General features: G+C 72.7%; 18 protein-coding genes and 1 pseudogene. 11 read left to right on the forward strand and 8 right to left on the reverse strand.

The window, feature by feature from the left end; genetic code table 11:
• Positions 1-4: 4 nt before the first annotated feature.
• From AAT21_RS23060 to AAT21_RS38195, 4 genes are all read left to right on the forward strand, one after another.
• Positions 5-1306, forward strand: a complete 1302-nt coding sequence (locus tag AAT21_RS23060) for an NAD(P)-binding domain-containing protein (protein ID WP_046779035.1) — start codon at positions 5-7, stop codon at positions 1304-1306.
• Positions 1307-1331: 25 nt separating this feature from the next.
• A complete protein-coding gene (locus AAT21_RS23065; protein WP_046778838.1) occupies positions 1332-1673 on the forward strand; it encodes a hypothetical protein in 342 nt (113 codons plus the stop codon).
• A 96-nt stretch (positions 1674-1769) separates the two neighbouring features.
• Positions 1770-3773 (forward strand): SpoIIE family protein phosphatase, encoded by a 2004-nt coding sequence (locus tag AAT21_RS23070; RefSeq protein ID WP_079025918.1) that lies wholly within the window; start codon positions 1770-1772, stop codon positions 3771-3773.
• 95 nt (positions 3774-3868) lie between these two features.
• Positions 3869-4021 (forward strand): hypothetical protein, encoded by a 153-nt coding sequence (locus tag AAT21_RS38195; protein ID WP_167350611.1) that lies wholly within the window; start codon positions 3869-3871, stop codon positions 4019-4021.
• 38 nt (positions 4022-4059) lie between these two features.
• On the opposite strand, the gene AAT21_RS23075 is transcribed toward AAT21_RS38195, so the two are convergent.
• Positions 4060-4500, reverse strand: coding sequence for a DUF6299 family protein (locus AAT21_RS23075; RefSeq protein ID WP_046778839.1), 441 nt, complete (start codon positions 4498-4500; stop codon positions 4060-4062).
• Between the two features lie 155 nt (positions 4501-4655).
• On the opposite strand from AAT21_RS23075, the gene AAT21_RS23080 reads away from it, so the two are divergent.
• Both AAT21_RS23080 and AAT21_RS23085 read left to right on the forward strand, forming a co-directional pair.
• Entirely contained in the window at positions 4656-5249 is a 594-nt protein-coding gene (locus AAT21_RS23080; protein ID WP_046778840.1) for a DUF4352 domain-containing protein, read from the forward strand.
• Between the two features lie 57 nt (positions 5250-5306).
• Entirely contained in the window at positions 5307-5801 is a 495-nt protein-coding gene (locus AAT21_RS23085) for a DUF5949 family protein (RefSeq protein WP_030852554.1), read from the forward strand.
• 96 nt (positions 5802-5897) lie between these two features.
• Here AAT21_RS23085 and AAT21_RS23090 read toward each other — a convergent pair whose 3' ends face one another.
• From AAT21_RS23090 to AAT21_RS38405, 5 genes are all read right to left on the reverse strand, one after another.
• Complete coding sequence (locus AAT21_RS23090) at positions 5898-7145, reverse strand: cytochrome P450 (RefSeq protein ID WP_046778841.1); 1248 nt, start codon at positions 7143-7145, stop codon at positions 5898-5900.
• Between the two features lie 93 nt (positions 7146-7238).
• Positions 7239-8414, reverse strand: coding sequence for a low temperature requirement protein A (locus tag AAT21_RS23095; RefSeq protein WP_046778842.1), 1176 nt, complete (start codon positions 8412-8414; stop codon positions 7239-7241).
• 359 nt (positions 8415-8773) lie between these two features.
• On the reverse strand, positions 8774-9559 hold the full coding sequence (locus AAT21_RS23100; protein ID WP_046778843.1) for an ABC transporter permease: 786 nt from the start codon (positions 9557-9559) through the stop codon (positions 8774-8776).
• Positions 9556-10515, reverse strand: coding sequence for an ATP-binding cassette domain-containing protein (locus tag AAT21_RS23105; protein WP_046778844.1), 960 nt, complete (start codon positions 10513-10515; stop codon positions 9556-9558). The genes AAT21_RS23100 and AAT21_RS23105 overlap by 4 nt, the downstream gene beginning before the upstream one ends.
• Positions 10516-10588: 73 nt before the next feature.
• On the reverse strand, positions 10589-11257 hold the full coding sequence (locus AAT21_RS38405) for a DUF4097 family beta strand repeat-containing protein (protein WP_046778845.1): 669 nt from the start codon (positions 11255-11257) through the stop codon (positions 10589-10591).
• A 246-nt stretch (positions 11258-11503) separates the two neighbouring features.
• Between AAT21_RS38405 and AAT21_RS23115 the strand changes: the two genes are divergently transcribed.
• The 5 genes and pseudogenes from AAT21_RS23115 to AAT21_RS23135 all read left to right on the forward strand — a co-directional run bounded on the left by AAT21_RS23115 (position 11504) and on the right by AAT21_RS23135 (position 16268).
• Entirely contained in the window at positions 11504-12256 is a 753-nt protein-coding gene (locus AAT21_RS23115) for a helix-turn-helix domain-containing protein (protein ID WP_046778846.1), read from the forward strand.
• A gap of 145 nt (positions 12257-12401) precedes the next feature.
• On the forward strand, positions 12402-14672 hold the full coding sequence (pflB, locus tag AAT21_RS23120; protein WP_046778847.1) for a formate C-acetyltransferase: 2271 nt from the start codon (positions 12402-12404) through the stop codon (positions 14670-14672).
• Positions 14673-14686: 14 nt separating this feature from the next.
• Positions 14687-15511: a pyruvate formate-lyase-activating protein gene (gene pflA, locus AAT21_RS23125; RefSeq protein ID WP_046778848.1), complete on the forward strand. Its 825-nt coding sequence runs from the start codon at positions 14687-14689 to the stop codon at positions 15509-15511.
• A 70-nt stretch (positions 15512-15581) separates the two neighbouring features.
• Positions 15582-15953, forward strand: a pseudogene (locus tag AAT21_RS23130) (hypothetical protein); the annotation flags it as partial.
• A 102-nt stretch (positions 15954-16055) separates the two neighbouring features.
• Positions 16056-16268, forward strand: coding sequence for a hypothetical protein (locus AAT21_RS23135; protein WP_046778849.1), 213 nt, complete (start codon positions 16056-16058; stop codon positions 16266-16268).
• A 22-nt stretch (positions 16269-16290) separates the two neighbouring features.
• Here the strand turns inward: AAT21_RS23135 and mscL are convergent, their stop codons facing one another.
• Positions 16291-16797: a large conductance mechanosensitive channel protein MscL gene (gene mscL / locus AAT21_RS23140; protein ID WP_046778850.1), complete on the reverse strand. Its 507-nt coding sequence runs from the start codon at positions 16795-16797 to the stop codon at positions 16291-16293.
• 123 nt (positions 16798-16920) lie between these two features.
• Positions 16921-17257: hypothetical protein (locus AAT21_RS39280; protein WP_235439118.1), on the reverse strand; the 337-nt coding region annotated here is incomplete at its 5' end.

Raw genomic sequence — 17257 nt, forward strand, 5'->3', positions numbered from 1 at the left:
GCGGATCGACGATCTGGTGGTGATCGGCGCGGGCCCGTACGGGCTGTCGATCGCCGCCCACGCGGCCGGCGCGGGTCTCGGCGTACGGCTGCTGGGGAGGCCCATGGCCTCGTGGCGCGACCACATGCCCGAGGGCATGTACCTGAAGTCGGAGCCCTGGTCCTCCAACCTCTCCGCGCCGGACGGGCGGTACACCCTGGCCGAGTACTGCGCCTCCCTCGGAACGGTCGCGGAACACGGCACTCCGCTGCCCATCGGCACGTTCAGCGCGTACGGGATGTGGTTCGCCCGGCACGCCGGGCCGCAGGTGGAGGAGGTGACCGTCACGGAGGTGACCCCGCAGGGCGACGGCTTCCGCGTCCGCACCGCCGAGGGACCGCCCCTGCTCGCCCGTACGGTCGCCGTCGCGGCCGGGGTGATGCCCTTCGTCCACCACCCCGAGGCGCTGCGGGAGCTCCCGCCCACCCACTACTCGCACAGCAGCGGCCACCGGGACCTGTCCGGCTTCGCGGGCCGTGAGGTCGCCGTGCTCGGGGCCGGGCAGGCGGCCCTGGAGACCGCCGCCCTGCTGGCCGAGCAGGGTGCCCGGCCGTGCCTGGTCGCCCGGCGCTCCCGGCTGAACTGGAACACCGTCCCGCAGCCGCTGAGCCGGCCCCCGCTGCGCGCCCTGCGCGAACCGCACAGCGGGCTCGGCACGGGCTGGCGCAGCTGGGTGTGGTCGGAGCTGCCCTGGGCGGTGCGCCGGCTGCCCGCGCACACCCGGGAGCGGATCGCGTCGACCGCGCTGGGCCCGGCGGGCGCCTGGTGGCTGCGGGACCGCTTCGAGGGGCGCGTGCCCGCGCTGCTCGGACACCGCTTGCACCGGGCGGTGGCGGTGGGCGAGCGGACGCGGCTCGGGCTGACCACGCACGCGGGCGAATCGGTGGTCCTGGACGTCTCCCACGTCGTCGCGGCCACCGGCTTCGCCCCTGACCTGGCCCGGCTGGAGTTGCTGGACGCGGGGCTGCGCGCCGCGCTGACGACCGTCGGCAACGGCAGGGCCCCGGAGCTGGGCCCCGGCTTCGAGTCCTCGTGGCCCGGGCTGTTCTTCGCGGGGCTGCTGGCGGCTCCCTCATTCGGCCCTTCCATGCGATTCGTGCACGGTGCGGGCTTCACGGCGGGGAGACTGGTGAGAGGAGTCCGCAAGCGCCTCGGTGCCCGGGGTCCGCGGCCGGGCTCCCCCGGGGGCGCCCGGCCCGGCCGGGCCGCTTCCTCCGGGCCGGGTCCGGGGGTGCCTCCGGGGCATCCGAAGACGTACCTGCGGTGAGATCCGCGGGGAGAAGGGGTCCGTGATGAGCGCGGAGCGAGCACAGGGCCGCGGCTGGGTACGCATTCCCGCCAGCCGTGGCGAACAGTCCGCCACGGCCATGACCGCCGGGCACGACCGGTCCCCGCACCCGGGCCAGTACCCGGGCGGACATCCGGGCCAGTACCCGGGCCCGTACCCCGGGCAGCACTCGGGCCAGTACCCCGGGCCGTACGCGGGCCCGTACGCGACGGCCTCCGCCGCCGACCAGCCCACGATCTACCTCTCCGTCGTCCAGCGCTGGCGGGAGGCCGGGCGCACCCTGCCGGGCCAGCCCGACGAGGAGTGGGAGCGCCTGATCTCCCAGCCGTACTGGCCCGGCCGGTAGGGGGTGCGGAAGGTGGCAGCGGCGGAGCGCGACGGACCCGGGCCGGGCCGGCGGATCCCCGTGACCGATGCCGGCGAGCGGCTCGCGCTGAACGGCATGGGCAGCTTCGAGTGGGACCTGGGCTCGCGGACGGTGGCGCTGGACGCGGCCGCCATGGCCGTCTTCGACGTGGAGCCGGAGGAGTACGACGGGACCGCGGAGGGCGCCGCCCTGCGCGTCCGGCCCGAGGACGCGGCCCGGCTGCGCGAGACCATCGCCGGTGTCCTGGAGGAGGGCGGCGAGACCTTCGGCGCGTACTTCACGGTGCACCGGCGCGACGGCCGTGACCAGTGGACGCACACCACGGGCCGGGTGGTGCGGGACGCGGAGGGGCAGGCGCTGCACATCGCCGGGATCGTCCGGGACGCGGCGGCGGAGCTCGCCCACGCGACGCTGCTGCGCAAGCTGGAGGCGGCCCGTGCGCAGCAGACGACGATCGTGCAGCGGACCACCGAGGCCCTGTCGAGGGCGGTGACCGTCGACGACGTCACGGCCGCGCTGACCGGGGCGGGCGCGCTGGAGCGGCTCGGGGCGGACGGCCTGGCCCTGGGGCTGGTCGAGGGCGGCACCATGAAGATCATCGCGCTCAGCGGGGAGTCGCTGGAGATCCTCGGCGAGCGCCGGTTCACACGGATGGACGGGTCGCTGCCGCTCTCGCACGCGGTGCTGACCCGGCAGGCACGTTTCGTCACCTCGCTCGGCGAGCTCGGCGGCGAGTTCCCGCTCCTCGCGGACTACCTGGGCCGCATCCGCTTCGAGGCCGCCGCCTACCTGCCGCTGATCGCCCAGGCCAAGGCCATCGGCGGGCTGGTCCTCTTCTACCGCCGGCGCGAGGAGTTCAGCCCCGAGGAGCGCAACCTGTGCCTGGGCCTCGCGGGCATCGTGGCCCAGTCGCTCCAGCGGGCACTCCTCTTCGACCAGGAGCGGGAGTTCGCGACCGGGCTGCAGGCGGCCATGCTGCCGCGCCGGATCCCGGAGATCTCCGGCGGGGAGATCGCGGTCCGCTACCACGCCGCCTGGAGCGGGCGGGAGGTCGGCGGGGACTGGTACGACGTGATCGCGCTGCCCCGCAACCGGGTCGGCATCGTCGTGGGCGACGTACAGGGCCACGACACGCACGCGGCGGCCATCATGGGCCAGCTGCGGATCGCGCTGCGGGCGTACGCGGGGGAGGGCCACCCGCCGTCCACGGTGCTGGCGCGGGCCTCGCGCTTCCTCGCCGAGCTGGACACCGAGCGGTTCGCCACCTGCATGTACGCGCAGGTGGACCTGGAGACGGGCGGCGTACGCGCGGTCCGCGCGGGCCACCTCGGCCCGCTGATCCGCCACACGGACGGGCGAACGGGCTGGCCCAACGTGCGTGGCGGCCTGCCGCTGGGGCTGGCCTCGGCCTTCGAGCAGGAGGAGTTCCCCGAGACCCAGCTCGACCTGGTTCCCGGCGAGACGCTGGTGCTGTGCACCGACGGCCTCGTGGAGGAGCCCGGTACGACCATCACCGCGGGTATGGACGCCCTCGCCCACGCCGTGCGCAGCGGCCCCCAGGACGCCGGGGCGCTCGCCGACCACCTCTCGGACCGGCTGTGGGAGCGCTGGGGCTCCGGGGACGACGTGGCGCTGCTGGTGCTGCGCAGGGCCCCCGACCCCGGCACCCACCGGGCGCCGCGCATCCACCAGTACATCCACCAGGCCGACCCCGAGGGCCTCTCGGACGCCCGCTACGCGCTGCGTCAGGCCCTGCGCGACTGGGGTGTGCCGGAGCTCGCCGACGACGTGGAGGTGGCGGCGGGGGAGCTGCTGGTCAACGCCCTGCTGCACACCGACGGCGGGGCGGTGCTGACCATGGAGGTGCTCCCGGAGCCGGTCCGCAGGATCCGGCTGTGGGTCAAGGACCGCTCCAGCGTGTGGCCGCGCCGGCGCAGCCCGGGCGAGGCGGCCACCACCGGGCGCGGACTGCTCCTGGTGGACGCCCTGGCCACGCACTGGGGTGTGGAGTCCCGGGGCGACGGCAAGGCGGTGTGGTGCGAGTTCGACGTCGGCGGCAGCCCCCGGAGCGCGGGGTGACCGGCCGGACACGTCGAGTTGTGGGCGGCGCGAGCCGGGGTGATGATGCCGACCATGGAACGGAACGCGCTGTGCGCAGGCTGAGCAGGGGTGCCGTGACCGGCATCCTCGCCGCGCTCCTGCTGGCCGCCGCCGGAGTGCCCACGGTCGTGGACTGGACGACAGGGCGACCGCACGCCGACCCCGGGTGCCAGACGGTGGCCTTCATGTCGATGACGGGCGTCGCACCCGAGTGCCGGTCCCGGTAGCGGCGGCTACCGGGAGGGCGCCACGGCCGCGCACGGCTTCAGTGCCTGCGGACCTCGACGTCCTTCGTGTCCTCGGCGACCGTGGCGACCGACTTCGGCATCAGGCCCGAGAGACGGACCTCCTGCAGCTCGGCGGTGACCACCGCGCGGCCCGGGCGCACCTTCACCCAGCGGCCCGGGGCGGTGGCCACCCACCGGCGCTCCGTGCCGTCGCAGACGGGCTGCTCCGCGCCGACGCTCAGCCGGTGGCCGTCCTCCTGGACGACGGTCGCCCTGATCTGCATCGCCCCCGCGGGTGACGCCTGCTCGCAGTGGTAGGACCCGGAAAGGGTGACGGTGCCGTCCGCCGCGACGTACGCCTCGTGATGTACGGAAATACCTTGACTGAAAACGGTGGCGCCGGCCGGAGCGCCGAACAGCGTGGTGGCGGCCAGTGCGGAGAAGGCCGCCAGGGCCATTCGGCGGGCGGAGATGCGCATTCTTCCTCCAAGGGGTGCGGACGGCGGGATTCCGCCGGAACGCATTGTGCTGGCAGGTGGCCGTACGCACTTGCTCCGCACCCTCGTGTCGTTGTGTGCAATTGCCTGCCCGGGCGCGTGAGACTGGCCGCACCACGTCCCCGAAGGGATCCCGCATGCGCCAGCCCGCTCTCCCCGTCCTCCCCGGCCTCGCCCTGCTCCCGCTCCTGCTGCTCGGCGCCACCGCCTGCCAGAGCGCTCCCGGGGGAGCCGCCCTCGCCCCCGCCGCGGCGCCGGCCGTCCCGGTGGACGACGGGGCTCCGGGGGGTGAGGGCGGTCCCGTGCGGCCGGGCGCGAAGGATGCCCATGTGGGCGACGCCGTACGGGTGCACGGCTCGCAGGTGGGGCGCCACCTGGAGGTCGTGCTCGGCGCCTATGTGGACCCCGCGGTCAGCACGGACAAGAACTACGCGCCGGCGGCCGGCAAGCGCTGGGTGGCCGCCTCGATGTCGTTCGTCAACGTGGGCGGTGCCTCGTACGGGGCGCTCGGACGCATGTGGGCGCACGACGGCGCGGGGCAGCGCCACCCGGTGGTTCCCACCGGTGAGCTGACGACCGGCAAACCGATCGTCTTCGATTCCCTCGCGGTCGGTGAGCGGGCAGAGGGATGGGTGGTGTTCGAAATCCCGGAAAACGCTCGCATTGAGCGACTCGAATACCAGGACACGAACATCAGGGCGAATACCGGAGAGGGATTCTGGGCCGTCTAGCCCGCCCGGGTGAAAGGCCGTGAAAGGCCCGGGCGCGGGACCACTAGGGTGCGGCGCATGACTTCTACACAAGCCGAAATCGACCGGTCCCAGCTCGGCACCCTTTCGGTGCTCGCCTGGATCGGCGACCCCTCCGAGGCGCACGACATCCCGTACCTCCTCGCCTACACCCTGGGCGACGGCCCGGGGGGCCGGGAGGCCGGTGAGGCGGCGGCACGCGGGCTGCTGGAGGAGATCGGCCTGCCCATCGGCGACGTCGTCATGGACGGCACCCGCAACCCGGCCGGCTTCCCGGTGCAGATCCTGCTGGAAGGCAACCAGATCGCGCTCACCCTGCCCGGGATGAACGCGCAGTGCACCGCCCCCGACGAGTGGGTCGCCGCGGCCGACGAGAGCGGCCAGGCCTACTTCCTCTTCGCCACGCGCGCCTGGCCCGAGGCGGTCCCGGGGCGCCCGGTCGACGCCAAGACCCTCCAGGCCTTCGCGGGCGACGAGGAGGTCCTCACGGGCAGCGCCCACTGCGTCCTCTCCGTGCGGCGCCTGCAGAAGTAGCCGCCCGCCGGGCGTCCGCCGCGCGCCCCACCCGCTCCGGCCGCCGGGCTCCCAGCCTGCCCGGTGGCCGGTCCCCGCCCCAGGGTGTCCGGCGGATCAGGGCCGTTCGAAGGCGAATTTGAGCGAGCGGACCCGGTTGTCGAAGTTCGAGCCCGCCAGGTCCGGCAGGCCCACCGCGCGCAGCCCGACCGGCCGGGTCAGCAGCTCGCGGAAGAGCGCCTTCATCTCGACCCGGGCCAGGTGCGCGCCCAGACAGAAGTGCGGGCCGCCGCCGCCGAAGCCCAGGTGCGGATTGGGCGAGCGCGTGATGACGAAGGCGTCGGGGTCGGGGAAGACCGACTCGTCGCGGTTGGCGGAGGCGTAGTACAGGACCACCTTGTCGCCCGGCTGCAGGACGCGGCCGCCCAGGGTGTGCTCGGCGACCACCGTCCGGCGGAACTGGATGATCGGCGTCGAGTGCCGGATCATCTCGTCCACCGCGCCGTCCGCGTACGTCTCGAAGTCCGACAGCAGCAGGTCCCGCTGGTCGGGGTGGTCGGTCAGCAGGGTCAGCCCGTGGGTGATGGCGTTGCGGGTGGTCTCCACCCCGGCCACCATCAACAGCGAGAAGAAGGCGCCGAGTTGGCGGGCCCCGAGGGCCTGTCCGTCGACGTTCGCGCAGACCAGCGCCGAGATCAGGTCGTCGGTGGGGTTCCTGCGCCGCTCCCGGCCGATGCCCGCCACCATCCGCTGCATCCGGGCCAGCGCGCGCAGCCCGCGGCCGGGCATCCGCAGCCGGGAGGCCAGGCCGCGCTCCACGCCGATGTTCTCGGAGGCGTGGTTGACCCGGTCGGCGATCTCGGCACGGAACCGCTCCGGGATGCCCATCATGTTGCAGATGACCTCCAGCGGCAGCCGTGAGGCCACCGCCGAGACGAACTCATCGGGCCGGTCGGCCAGGACGTCGTCCACGATGCGCGCGGCCACGGCATGGATGTCGGCCTCGGCCGCCGCCAGCAGACGCGGGGTGAAGGCCCGCTGGACGATCTTGCGGAGCTGGGCGTGGTCCGGGCCGTCGAGGTTGACCATCGAGTCGCCGAACAGGGCGCGGACCCAGCGGGCCGGCTCGGGGGTGGTCACCCCGGGGGCGCTCGCGAAGACCTTGGGCAGCCGGCTGGCCTCCTGCACATGGGCGTGGCGGACGAGGGCCCAGTGCCCGGCCCCCTCGGGCACGAACACGGGGCCCTCGACAGCGCGGAGGCGGGCGAAGGCGGCGAGCCGGTGCGCGGGCGGCTGCTGCCAGAAGCCCGGCTCGGCCAACTCCCTGCCGGGATCGGTGCCGTGGCGTTGTGCCGGGAGTGTCATGGCCGTGCCTCCAGTCGGGCGGTGGGTGCTGCTCGTTCTGCGCTGGAGAACGGCGGCGGGGGCGCGGGGGTGACGGTCCGGCCGGCCCCGCCGCTACCGGGCCGGGACGCCCGGCCGGACCGGGGCGCCCGGCCGCCCGGCCAGGATCATGCCGACGGTGACCGTGACCACGGCGACGAGTCCGGCGTAGAGGACGGCGTAGGCGCCCGTCCAGGTGCAGGCGAGGGTGACCAGGGCGGCGACCGGCAGCACCAGCTGCTGGGCGAGGCCGCGCTTGAAGTGGCGCGAGTGCAGCAGCCACACCATGAACAGGAAGGCCGCGGCCGGGACCATGACCGAGGCGTTCGCCGCGACCTGGGAGATGTGCGCCTTGCCGACCGCGTGCTCGACCGCGACCTCGATGCCCGCACCGATCGCCGCACCGGACGCGAAGACCAGCAGGTGGCCGTAACCCCACGGAATGGCATCCCGGTTGGAGTTCAGGTGCTCGTGCATCGGTACGGCGAAGTAGATCCACCACGCGGCGAACACGATCAGAAGCCCGCCCGCGGCGATGGGGAGCAGCAGGTCGAGGGCCTCGTGCTCGTCGAGCGCCGACTTCACCGCCACCGTGCTCGCGGCGATCGTCTCGCCCAGCACGATGATGGTGAACAGGCCGTAGCGCTCCACGATGTGGTGCGCGTGCCACGGCGTCTGGTGGCCGCGCTCGGCGATCACCGGAACCAGCAGCTCGGCCGCGACGAGGACCAGGAACAGCCAGCGCTTGGCTTCGTCCGGCGCGAACAGCAGGCCCACCCAGCCGATCTGGCAGATCACCAGCCCGGCCGCGTACGTCACTGCCGCTGTGCCGGCCGGGCCGCTCTCCCCGGCGGCGGCCCGCAGCCACTGCGCCGTCAGCGCGACGCGCATGATGATGTAGCCGATGACGGCGACGGTCCAGTCGTTCTCGTCGAAGGCCGCGCCCACCCCGGCCGCGTAGACGAGCACACCGGCGATCTGGACGAGCGTCGCGATCCGGTACGGCACGTCGTCGCAGTCGTAGGCGGAGGCGAACCAGGTGAAGTTCATCCAGGCCCACCACACGCCGAAGAAGACGAAGAAGTAGCCGATCACCCCGGTGCCGGGATGGCCCTCCGCGAGCGCGTGCACCAGCCGGGCGCCGGCCTGCGCGATCGCGACGACGAAACAGAGGTCGAAGAACAGCTCCAGTGGCGTCGAGGTGCGGTGGTGCTCCTCGCGGCTGCGGGCGGTCATCGGGGTGTAGGCCATACCGGCCAGAAGAACAGAGGAACCGGCTTCCGGCGGGTCGGGCGCGCTGTCCGGGCGGCCGCTGTGCCCCGGGCGGACGCCGGTGCCGGGCGCCGCGGGCCAGGCGGGACTTCGACGACAGGGCCTGGACCGGCCGGCGGGCCCGGGGCGTCGGGAGACGGAGGGCACCCCCGCAGTACACGGCCGCCCTGAAGCAGGGGCCTGGTGGTGCCAAGCCCGCCCCGGAGCCGAGGCCCCCGGCCGGCAGTGTCCGGTCCCGGCATGCGGAAGGGGCGGCGTACGCCGACGGTGTCGGAGTACGCCGCCCCTGGTGCGGCGGGTCACGGGCTGCTTCGGGGCTGCTGGGTGGCGGCTTCGGGTTACTTCGGGTCCTGGCGGAACTTCGAGGCGGACCAGCGGTGGCCGAGTACCGCGAGGCCCAGGCACCAGGCGAGGGCCAGCCACCCGTTGTTGCCGATCTCGGTGCCGAGGAGGAGGCCCCGGAGGGTCTCGATGGCGGGGGTGAAGGGCTGGTACTCGGCGATCGGCCGGAACCAGCCCGGCATCGCCTCGATCGGGGTGAAGGCGCTGGAGATGAGTGGCAGCAGGATCAGCGGCATCGCGCTGTTGCTGGCGGCCTCGGCGTTGGGGCTGGCCATGCCCATGCCGACGGCGATCCAGGTGAGGGCGAGGGCGAACAGGGCGAGGAGGCCGAAGGCGGCAAGCCATTCCAGGGCGGTGGCGTCCTTGGAGCGGAAGCCGATGGCGACGGCGACGGCGCCGACGAGGACGACGCTGGCGACCGACTGCAGGACGCTGCCGACCACGTGCCCGATGAGGACCGAGCTCCGGTGGATCGCCATCGTCCGGAAGCGGGCGATGATCCCCTCGGACATGTCGGTGGCGACGGACACCGCCGCCCCGATCACGGTGGAGCCGATGGTCATCAGCAGGACGCCCGGGACGACGTACGCGATGTAGTCGGAGCGGTCGGCGCCGCCCATGCCCGCGCTCATCACGTCGCCGAAGATGTAGACGAACAGGAGCAGCAGCATCACCGGGGTGAGCAGCAGGTTCAGCGTCAGGGACGGGTAGCGCCGGGCGTGCAGGAGGTTGCGGCGCAGCATCGTGGAGCAGTCGCGGGCAGCGAGGGTGAGCGAGCTCATCGGACGTTCTCCTTGGGCTGGGCGGGGATGGCGGCGGCGCTGCCGGTCAGGGCGAAGAAGACGTCGTCGAGGTCGGGGGTGTGGACGGTCAGCTCGTCGGCCTCGATGCCGGCGGAGTCCAGCCGGTCCAGTACGGAGCGCAGGTCGCGCTGGCTGCCGTCGCTGGGGACCTGCAGGGAGAGGCTCTCGTCGTCGCGGGTGGCCCCGGGCAGGGCGAGGGCGGCGGCCCGGTAGGCGGCCGGGTCGGTGAAGCGGAGCCTGACGTGTCCGCCGGGGACGAGCCGCTTGAGTTCTTCGGCGGTCCCCTCGGCGGCGATCCGCCCGCCGTCGAGCACGGCGATGCGGTCGGCGAGCTGGTCGGCCTCCTCCAGGTACTGGGTGGTGAGGAAGACGGTGACGCCGCCGGTGACGAGCTCGCGGATGATCTGCCACATGTTGTGACGGCTGCGGGGGTCGAGGCCGGTGGTGGGCTCGTCGAGGAAGATGACGCGCGGGCCGCCGACCAGGGTCATGGCGATGTCGAGGCGGCGCTTCATGCCGCCGGAGTAGGTGGCGGCGGGCTTCTTCGCGGCCTCCACCAGGTCGAAGCGTTCCAGGAGTTCGCCGGTGACCCGGCGTCCTTCCTTCCGGGACAGGTGGTGCAGGTCCGCCATGAGGAGCATGTTCTCCTCGCCGGTGATCAGGCCGTCGACGGCGGAGAACTGGCCGGTGACGCCGATCGCGGCGCGGACCGCCTGCGGGTCGGCGGCCAGGTCGTGGCCGGCCACGCGCAGTTCGCCGGCGTCGGCGGTGACGAGGGTGGAGAGGATCTTGACGGCGGTGGTCTTGCCGGCGCCGTTCGGGCCGAGCAGGGAGAAGACCGTGCCGGCCGGTACGGCCAGGTCGATGCCGTCGAGGACCTTCTTGTCGCCGTAGGACTTGCGCAGCCCGCGTGCTGCGATGGCCGGTTCGGTCATGGGGAGAGCTCCTTCGGGGGCTGCGGGGCAGGGGTTGGGGGCCGGGGGCTGGGGCCGGGGCAGGGGCCGGGGTTCAGAGGCTGCGGGCGGTGATGTCGCCGTAGGCGGTGGTGGCGTGGATGGCGAGGCCGGCGCCGGTGCCGTCGTTCTTGAGGGCGTTGCGGACGCGGCCGTAGGAGGTGCCGGCGTCGAGGGTGGCGGCGGCACCGCGGGCGGCGCCGACGGTGATGTCACCGGCCTGGGTGTGCAGGACGACCGAGCCGTGCACGGCCTCATTGATGCGCAGGTCGCCCTTCTGGGTGCTGATCTGCGCGGGTCCGCCGAGGCGGCCGACGGTGATGTCACCGGCCTGGAGGGCCAGGCGTGCGCTCGCGGTCTCGTCGAGCTTGACCTCGCCGTGCGCGCTCTCGAGGGTGACGTCGCCGAGCCGTCCGACGCCCCGGATCTCGGCGCTCGCGGTCCTGGCCTCGACGCGGGAACCGGCGGGGAGCTGGACGGTCACCTCGACGGAGCCGGGGGTGCCGAGGATCCGGGTCTTCGGCTCGGCGGCGGTGATCCGCAGGACGCCGTCGGCGTACTCGACCGTGATCTGCTCCGCGGCCTTCACGTCGCGGCCCTTGGAGGTGTCGGCCGGGAGGATCTCGACGGTGGTGTCGGCGCGGTCGGCGGCGATGAAGCGGACGCGGCCGGCGGGGATGTCCAGGACGGCGGCGATCGGGGCGGTGGTGGCGAACTGCTGCATGGTGCTTCTCCTTCGTCGTCGGCGGCGGCGCCCTTGCGGCCCGCTGTTTCCGATGAATGAAAAGCTACGTTGCGTTCGAGGCTGCGGCAACTATTTCGTTGCGTAGAAGTGTTGTCATTGCAGGTCAGTGCGTGGAAATCGTTGCAACGGCTCCAGGGTTAAAGCAATAGAAGGCGAGGTTCCGTTGCAATGGAGTGAGGATGAACGCTATGCTGGAGTCTCCACGGACCACAGAAGGAGACAGCGATGCCGGGAGGCAGGCTCACTCAGCAGGAACGCCAGCAGATCGCCCTGGGGGTGGCCGACGGCCTCGCCTACGCCGAGATCGCCAGGCGCCTGGACCGTCCGACCTCGACGGTCACCCGCGAGGTCATGCGCAACGGCGGCCCCGCCGGGTACCGGGCGGAAACGGCCCACCGCGCCACCGAGCGGCGCGCCCGACGGCGCAGGCCCGCCGCGGCCCGGGGTGCGGGTCCGTCCGCCCTGCCGCACGGCCGCGACCCGGAGGCGGTGGCCGAGTACGAGGAGCGGTTCACCGCCGTGATGATGCAGTCGGGGCTGTCCAACAAGATGACCGCGCGGGTGATGGTCTGTCTCCTCACCGCCGATTCCGGCAGCATGACCGCCGCCGAACTCGTCGAGCGCCTCCAGGTCAGCCCGGCGTCCATCTCCAAGTCGATCGCCTTCCTGGAGGGGCAGGCCCTCGTCCGCCGGGAGCGCGACGAGGGGCGCCGCGAGCGCTACGTCATCGACGAGAACCTCTGGTACCAGTCGATGGTCGCCAGCGTCCGCGCCCTCAATCAGCAGGTCGACATCGCCCGGCAGGGCGCCGGCGTCCTCGGCCCGGGCACCCCGGCCGCCGTCCGCCTGGAGAACGTCGCCCGCTTCCTCGACTTCGTCGCCGAAAGCCTCGCCCGCGCGGCGGAGCAGGCCCGCGACGTCCTCCAGGTGAAGGCGGAAACGACCTCGGGCGTCCCCGACACCGACGCCGGGGCGTGACGGCAGGTCAGGCCGGTTCGGGTGGTCCGGGTGCCGGAAACCGCAGGACCTTCGGTCCGCAGCTCGGGACCAACGCGGCAGCCGACGATCGGTCAGAAGGCGTGGAATGGAGGCACGCGACCAAGCTGATGGGAAGGTGCGGACGATGACTGCCACCCCTGCGCAGACCACGACGAGCGGTGCGGCCTGGCAAGGCTTCAAGGGCGGCCTGTGGCGCGAAGCCGTCGACGTGCGCGACTTCATCCAGCAGAACTACACCCCCTACGAGGGCGACGACGCCTTCCTCGCCGGCCCCACCGAGCGCACCACCGCCGTGTGGAAGGCGATCACGGACAGGTTCCCGGAGGAGCGCCGCAAGGGCGTGCTGGACATCGCCCACGACATCCCGTCGACGATCACCGCGCACGCCCCCGGCTGGATCGACCGCGACAAGGAGCTGATCGTCGGCCTCCAGACCGACGCCCCGCTCAAGCGCGCGATCATGCCGTACGGCGGCTGGCGGATGGTCGCCGGCGCCCTGGAGACGTACGGCCACCCGGTCTCCGAGGAACTGGAGAAGATCTTCACCCAGTACCGCAAGACCCACAACGCCGGTGTCTTCGACGCCTACACTCCCGAGATCCGCGCCGCCCGCAAGGCCGGTGTCGTGACCGGCCTGCCCGACGCCTACGGCCGCGGCCGCATCATCGGCGACTACCGCCGCGTGGCCCTCTACGGCGTCGACCGGCTCATCGCCTTCAAGAAGGAGGAGAAGGAGGAGCTCAACGCCCTCCCGGCGGGCCGCCGTTCGCTGGAGGAGACCATCCGGCTGCGCGAGGAGCTCGCCGAACAGATCCGCGCGCTCGCCGAACTCAAGGCGATGGCGGCCTCCTACGGGCACGACGTCTCCGGCCCGGCCGCCACGGGCCGCGAGGCCGTGCAGTGGCTGTACTTCGCCTACCTGGCCGCGGTGAAGGAGCAGAACGGCGCCGCCATGTCGCTCGGCCGCACCTCCACCTTCCTCGACATCTACCTCCAGCGCGACATCGAGGCCGGTGTCCTCACCGAGGAACAGGCCCAGGAGCTCGTCGACGACTTCGTCATCAAGCTCCGCATCGTGCGCTTCCTGCGCACCCCGGAGTACGACCAGCTGTTCTCGGGCGACCCGACCTGGGTCACCGAGTCCATCGGCGGCATCGGCGAGGACGGCCGGCCGCTGGTCACCAGGACCTCCTTCCGCTACCTCCAGACCCTCTACAACCTCGGCCCGGCCCCCGAGCCGAACATGACCGTCTTCTGGTCGCCCCGGCTGCCGCAGGGCTTCAAGGAGTTCTGCGCCCGTGTGTCGATCGACACCTCCTCGGTCCAGTACGAGTCCGACGAGCTGATGCGCCCCCGGTTCGGGGACGACACGGCCATCGCCTGCTGCGTCTCGGCGATGCCGGTCGGCAAGCAGATGCAGTTCTTCGGCGCCCGCGTGAACCTCGCCAAGACCCTCCTCTACGCGATCAACGGCGGCCGCGACGAGAAGTCCGGCGCCCAGGTCGGCCCCGAGACCGGCGCCATCACCTCCGAGGTGCTGGATTACGACGAGGTCATGGCCAAGTTCGACGCGCAGATGGAATGGCTCGCCGCGACCTACGTCCACGCCCTGAACGTCATCCACTACATGCACGACCGGTACGCCTACGAACGCATCGAGATGGCGCTGCACGACCGCGACGTGCGCCGCACCATGGCCTGCGGCATCGCCGGACTGTCGGTCACCGCCGACTCGCTGTCCGCGATCAAGCACGCCAGGGTCACGGTCGTGCGGGACGCGACCGGGCTGGCCGTCGACTACCGGGTGGAGGGCGAGTACCCGGCGTACGGCAACAACGACGACCGCGCCGACGGCATCGCGGTCCGGCTCGTCGAGGAGTTCATGAAGAAGGTGCGCGGGCACGAGACCTACCGCGGCGCCGAGCACACCCAGTCCGTGCTGACCATCACCTCCAACGTCGTCTACGGCGAGAAGACCGGCAACACCCCCGACGGCCGCCGCGCCGGTGAGCCCTTCTCCCCGGGCGCCAACCCGATGAACGGCCGCGACACCCACGGCTACGTCGCCTCCGCCCTGTCGGTCGCGAAGCTGCCGTACGAGGACGCCGAGGACGGCATCTCCCTGACCAGCACCGTCACCCCCGAGGGCCTCGGCCGCACCCCGCAGGAGCGGATCGGGAACCTCGCGGGCGTCCTCGACGGCTACATGGCCAGTGACGGCTTCCACATGAACGTGAACGTGCTGAACCGCGACACGCTCCTCGACGCCATGGAGCACCCCGAGAAGTACCCGCAGCTGACCATCCGTGTCAGCGGCTACGCGGTGAACTTCGTCCGGCTGACCCGGAACCAGCAGCTCGACGTGCTGGGCCGCACCTTCCACGGCTCGCTCTAGAGGGGGCGCCCGCCATGACCGCCCTCCCCGGCTCCGGCACCGCCACCGGCGCGGCTGCCCGTGCCGTCACCCGCGCCGCGACCCCGGCGGCCGCCGTGACCCGGCGGCCCAGCGAGGGCTCCGTGCACTCCTGGGACCTGTCCACCGGTGTGGACGGGCCGGGCACCCGCTTCGTCACCTTCCTCTCCGGCTGCCCGCTGACCTGCCTGTACTGCCACAACCCCGACACCTGGCGGATGCGCGCAGGCCGGCGCACCTCGGCCGACGACGTGATCGCCGAAGCCGCCAAGTGCCGCAGGTTCATCGCGGCGGCCGGCGGCGGGGCCACCGTCTCCGGCGGCGAGCCCCTGCTCCAGCCCGTCTTCGCGGGCGAGCTGCTGCACCGGATGAAGCACGAACTGGGCCTGCACACCGCCCTGGACACCTCGGGCTTCCTCGGCGCACGGGCCACCGACGCGCTGCTGCGCGACGTCGACCTGGTGCTGCTGGACGTGAAGTCCTGGGACCGGGAGACGTACCGGAAGGTCACCGGGCGGCCGCTGGCGCCGACCCTCGACTTCGCGCGGCGCCTTGCGGACCTGGGCAAGGAGGTGCACCTGCGCTTCGTGCTGGTGCCGGGGCTGACCGACGCCCGCGAGAACGTCGAGGGCGTCGCCGCCTTCGCCGGATCCCTCGGCAACGTCTCGCGGGTCGACGTCCTGCCCTTCCACAAGCTGGGCGAGGCCAAATGGCAGGCGCTCGGCATGGACTTCACCCTCCACGACACCCCGTCGCCCACGGCGGAGCAGACGGCGGCGGCCAGGGCGGTCTTCGAGGCGCGGGGCCTGATGGCGGTGTGACGCGGGCCGACATCGTCGGCCCAAGAGCAAAGGTGGCATAACGGGCTGAAGTCGACCGAGAGGAAACGGACATGAGCGACGACCGGATCCTCCCGCGCCCGGACTACCTCCCGGGCAGCGCCCTGCCGCGGCTGGGCAGCTGCCCCTGCGGGAACACTATCCGCAGATCCGCCCCACCAGCGGCTACGGAGACCCGCGGATCCGGCACACGGGCCCCGGCCCGGGCGCCGGCACCGAGCAGGAGCCGGAGCGCTCCTCGAAGCTGAACGCCCGTCTGACGCTCGCCCTGACCGTCGTGGCCGGACAGCTCTGGGCGCTGACCGTCACGGTCAACGAGTGGATGGAGGGCAACACGGGGACGGCCTGGTGGGGAGCGGGCTTCCTGGTCCTGTCCTTCCTCGTGGTGCTCGGGCTGTGGCTCCTCGACCCGAAGGACCGATGATCACGTCCATCCGCATGCTCATGCCCGCATCTCCCGCCCGCACAGGGGCCGGGGCGCCCGGCTGAGCCGGGCCGCCACCGGGGGCGGCCGTACCCTGGAGGTATGAGCAGCGCCCCCGCCTCCGACCCGCAGCCCCAGCGACCCGCCGCCGAGGACCGGCAGCCCCGGCCGAAGCCGCGGATCGTCTTCGACGACCCGCTGGACCAGCAGTCGTCGGACGACACGGACCGCGGCTGGGGCGAACGGCCGCCCGCCGGCGGAAGCGCGGCCGACCTGGCCCGCTTCCTCGACGAGAAGCCACCGCACCACATCTGACCGGCCGGGCCGGCCGGTGCGGTCAGAAGCCGTCGCGCGAACCCCCCTGACCGCCGACGCCGCCGCCACCACCGCCCACACGCTGCGCGACCAGCGTGTCGCGGATCTCCTTGAGGACCTCCAGCTCGGTGATCTCGACGATCTCCTGGACCCCCTCGCGGGCCTTGCGGCGGTCCTCCTGCCGCGCCAGGTACTTCGCCATCGGCAGCACCATCAGGAAGTACACGACCGCCGCGGTGATCACGAAGGTCAGCGTGGCGTTCAGCACCGATCCCCAGAGGATCTCGACACCGGTCGGCTGGCCGTCGGGGCCGATCGCGCAAGGGGCCTTCAGGCAGGACTTGTAGCCGTCGAGGCTCTTCGTGCCCACCGCGCCCACGACCGGGCCGATGATCCCCTTGACCACCGAGTTCACGATGTTCGTGAACGCGGCGCCGATCACCACGGCCACCGCCAGGTCGACGACGTTGCCGCGCATCAGGAAGGCCTTGAAGCCCGCCAGCACGCTTTCCTTCTTCTTCTCGCTCATCGCTGAGCCCTTCTACACGGAAGCCAAACACGGAGCCAACGGTTCCGAAAGCTACGGCAGTCCGGCAGAGGTGTGTCCAATCGGGCATCCCTTTACGGTGAATCGGCTGATCGTGCGTGCGAGTCAGCACAGCGCCACCGCCAGTCGGGCCGTCGCGCCCGCGCCCACCAGGGTCCGCGCGGTGTCCCGCGGCACCGACAGGACGATGAGCGCCCCACCGTCCCCAGCACCCTTTTCCGGAGCGGGGACTTCGGCGACCCGGGCCCCGGCGGCCAGCACCCTGGGCGGCTGTGTGCGCTCCGCCGCCACCACGTCGACCCGGTCCCCGGGCCGCAGCAGCCGCACCGTCGCGGCGTCCGCGATGCGCACGGGCGCCGAGACCATCCGCACCGCCGCCGTCGGCGGCGGTTTCACCACGGGCGCAGGCGCACCCCGGGAGGCCTGGGCCTCGGTCCCTCCC

This window comes from Streptomyces yangpuensis (assembly GCF_001005295.1).
Classification (GTDB): domain Bacteria; phylum Actinomycetota; class Actinomycetes; order Streptomycetales; family Streptomycetaceae; genus Streptomyces; species Streptomyces yangpuensis.

Coding starts and splice junctions, on each gene's coding strand:
- AAT21_RS23065 (WP_046778838.1), top strand. CDS start 1,332: ATGAGCGCGGAGCGAGCACAGGGCCGCGGCTGGGTACGCATTCCCGCC.
- AAT21_RS23070 (WP_079025918.1), top strand. CDS start 1,770: ATGGGCAGCTTCGAGTGGGACCTGGGCTCGCGGACGGTGGCGCTGGAC.
- AAT21_RS23075 (WP_046778839.1), bottom strand. CDS start 4,500: ATGCGCATCTCCGCCCGCCGAATGGCCCTGGCGGCCTTCTCCGCACTG.
- AAT21_RS23080 (WP_046778840.1), top strand. CDS start 4,656: ATGCGCCAGCCCGCTCTCCCCGTCCTCCCCGGCCTCGCCCTGCTCCCG.
- AAT21_RS23085 (WP_030852554.1), top strand. CDS start 5,307: ATGACTTCTACACAAGCCGAAATCGACCGGTCCCAGCTCGGCACCCTT.
- AAT21_RS23090 (WP_046778841.1), bottom strand. CDS start 7,145: ATGACACTCCCGGCACAACGCCACGGCACCGATCCCGGCAGGGAGTTG.
- AAT21_RS23095 (WP_046778842.1), bottom strand. CDS start 8,414: ATGGCCTACACCCCGATGACCGCCCGCAGCCGCGAGGAGCACCACCGC.
- AAT21_RS23100 (WP_046778843.1), bottom strand. CDS start 9,559: ATGAGCTCGCTCACCCTCGCTGCCCGCGACTGCTCCACGATGCTGCGC.
- AAT21_RS23105 (WP_046778844.1), bottom strand. CDS start 10,515: ATGACCGAACCGGCCATCGCAGCACGCGGGCTGCGCAAGTCCTACGGC.
- AAT21_RS38405 (WP_046778845.1), bottom strand. CDS start 11,257: ATGCAGCAGTTCGCCACCACCGCCCCGATCGCCGCCGTCCTGGACATC.
- AAT21_RS23115 (WP_046778846.1), top strand. CDS start 11,504: ATGCCGGGAGGCAGGCTCACTCAGCAGGAACGCCAGCAGATCGCCCTG.
- pflB (WP_046778847.1), top strand. CDS start 12,402: ATGACTGCCACCCCTGCGCAGACCACGACGAGCGGTGCGGCCTGGCAA.
- pflA (WP_046778848.1), top strand. CDS start 14,687: ATGACCGCCCTCCCCGGCTCCGGCACCGCCACCGGCGCGGCTGCCCGT.
- AAT21_RS23135 (WP_046778849.1), top strand. CDS start 16,056: ATGAGCAGCGCCCCCGCCTCCGACCCGCAGCCCCAGCGACCCGCCGCC.
- mscL (WP_046778850.1), bottom strand. CDS start 16,797: ATGAGCGAGAAGAAGAAGGAAAGCGTGCTGGCGGGCTTCAAGGCCTTC.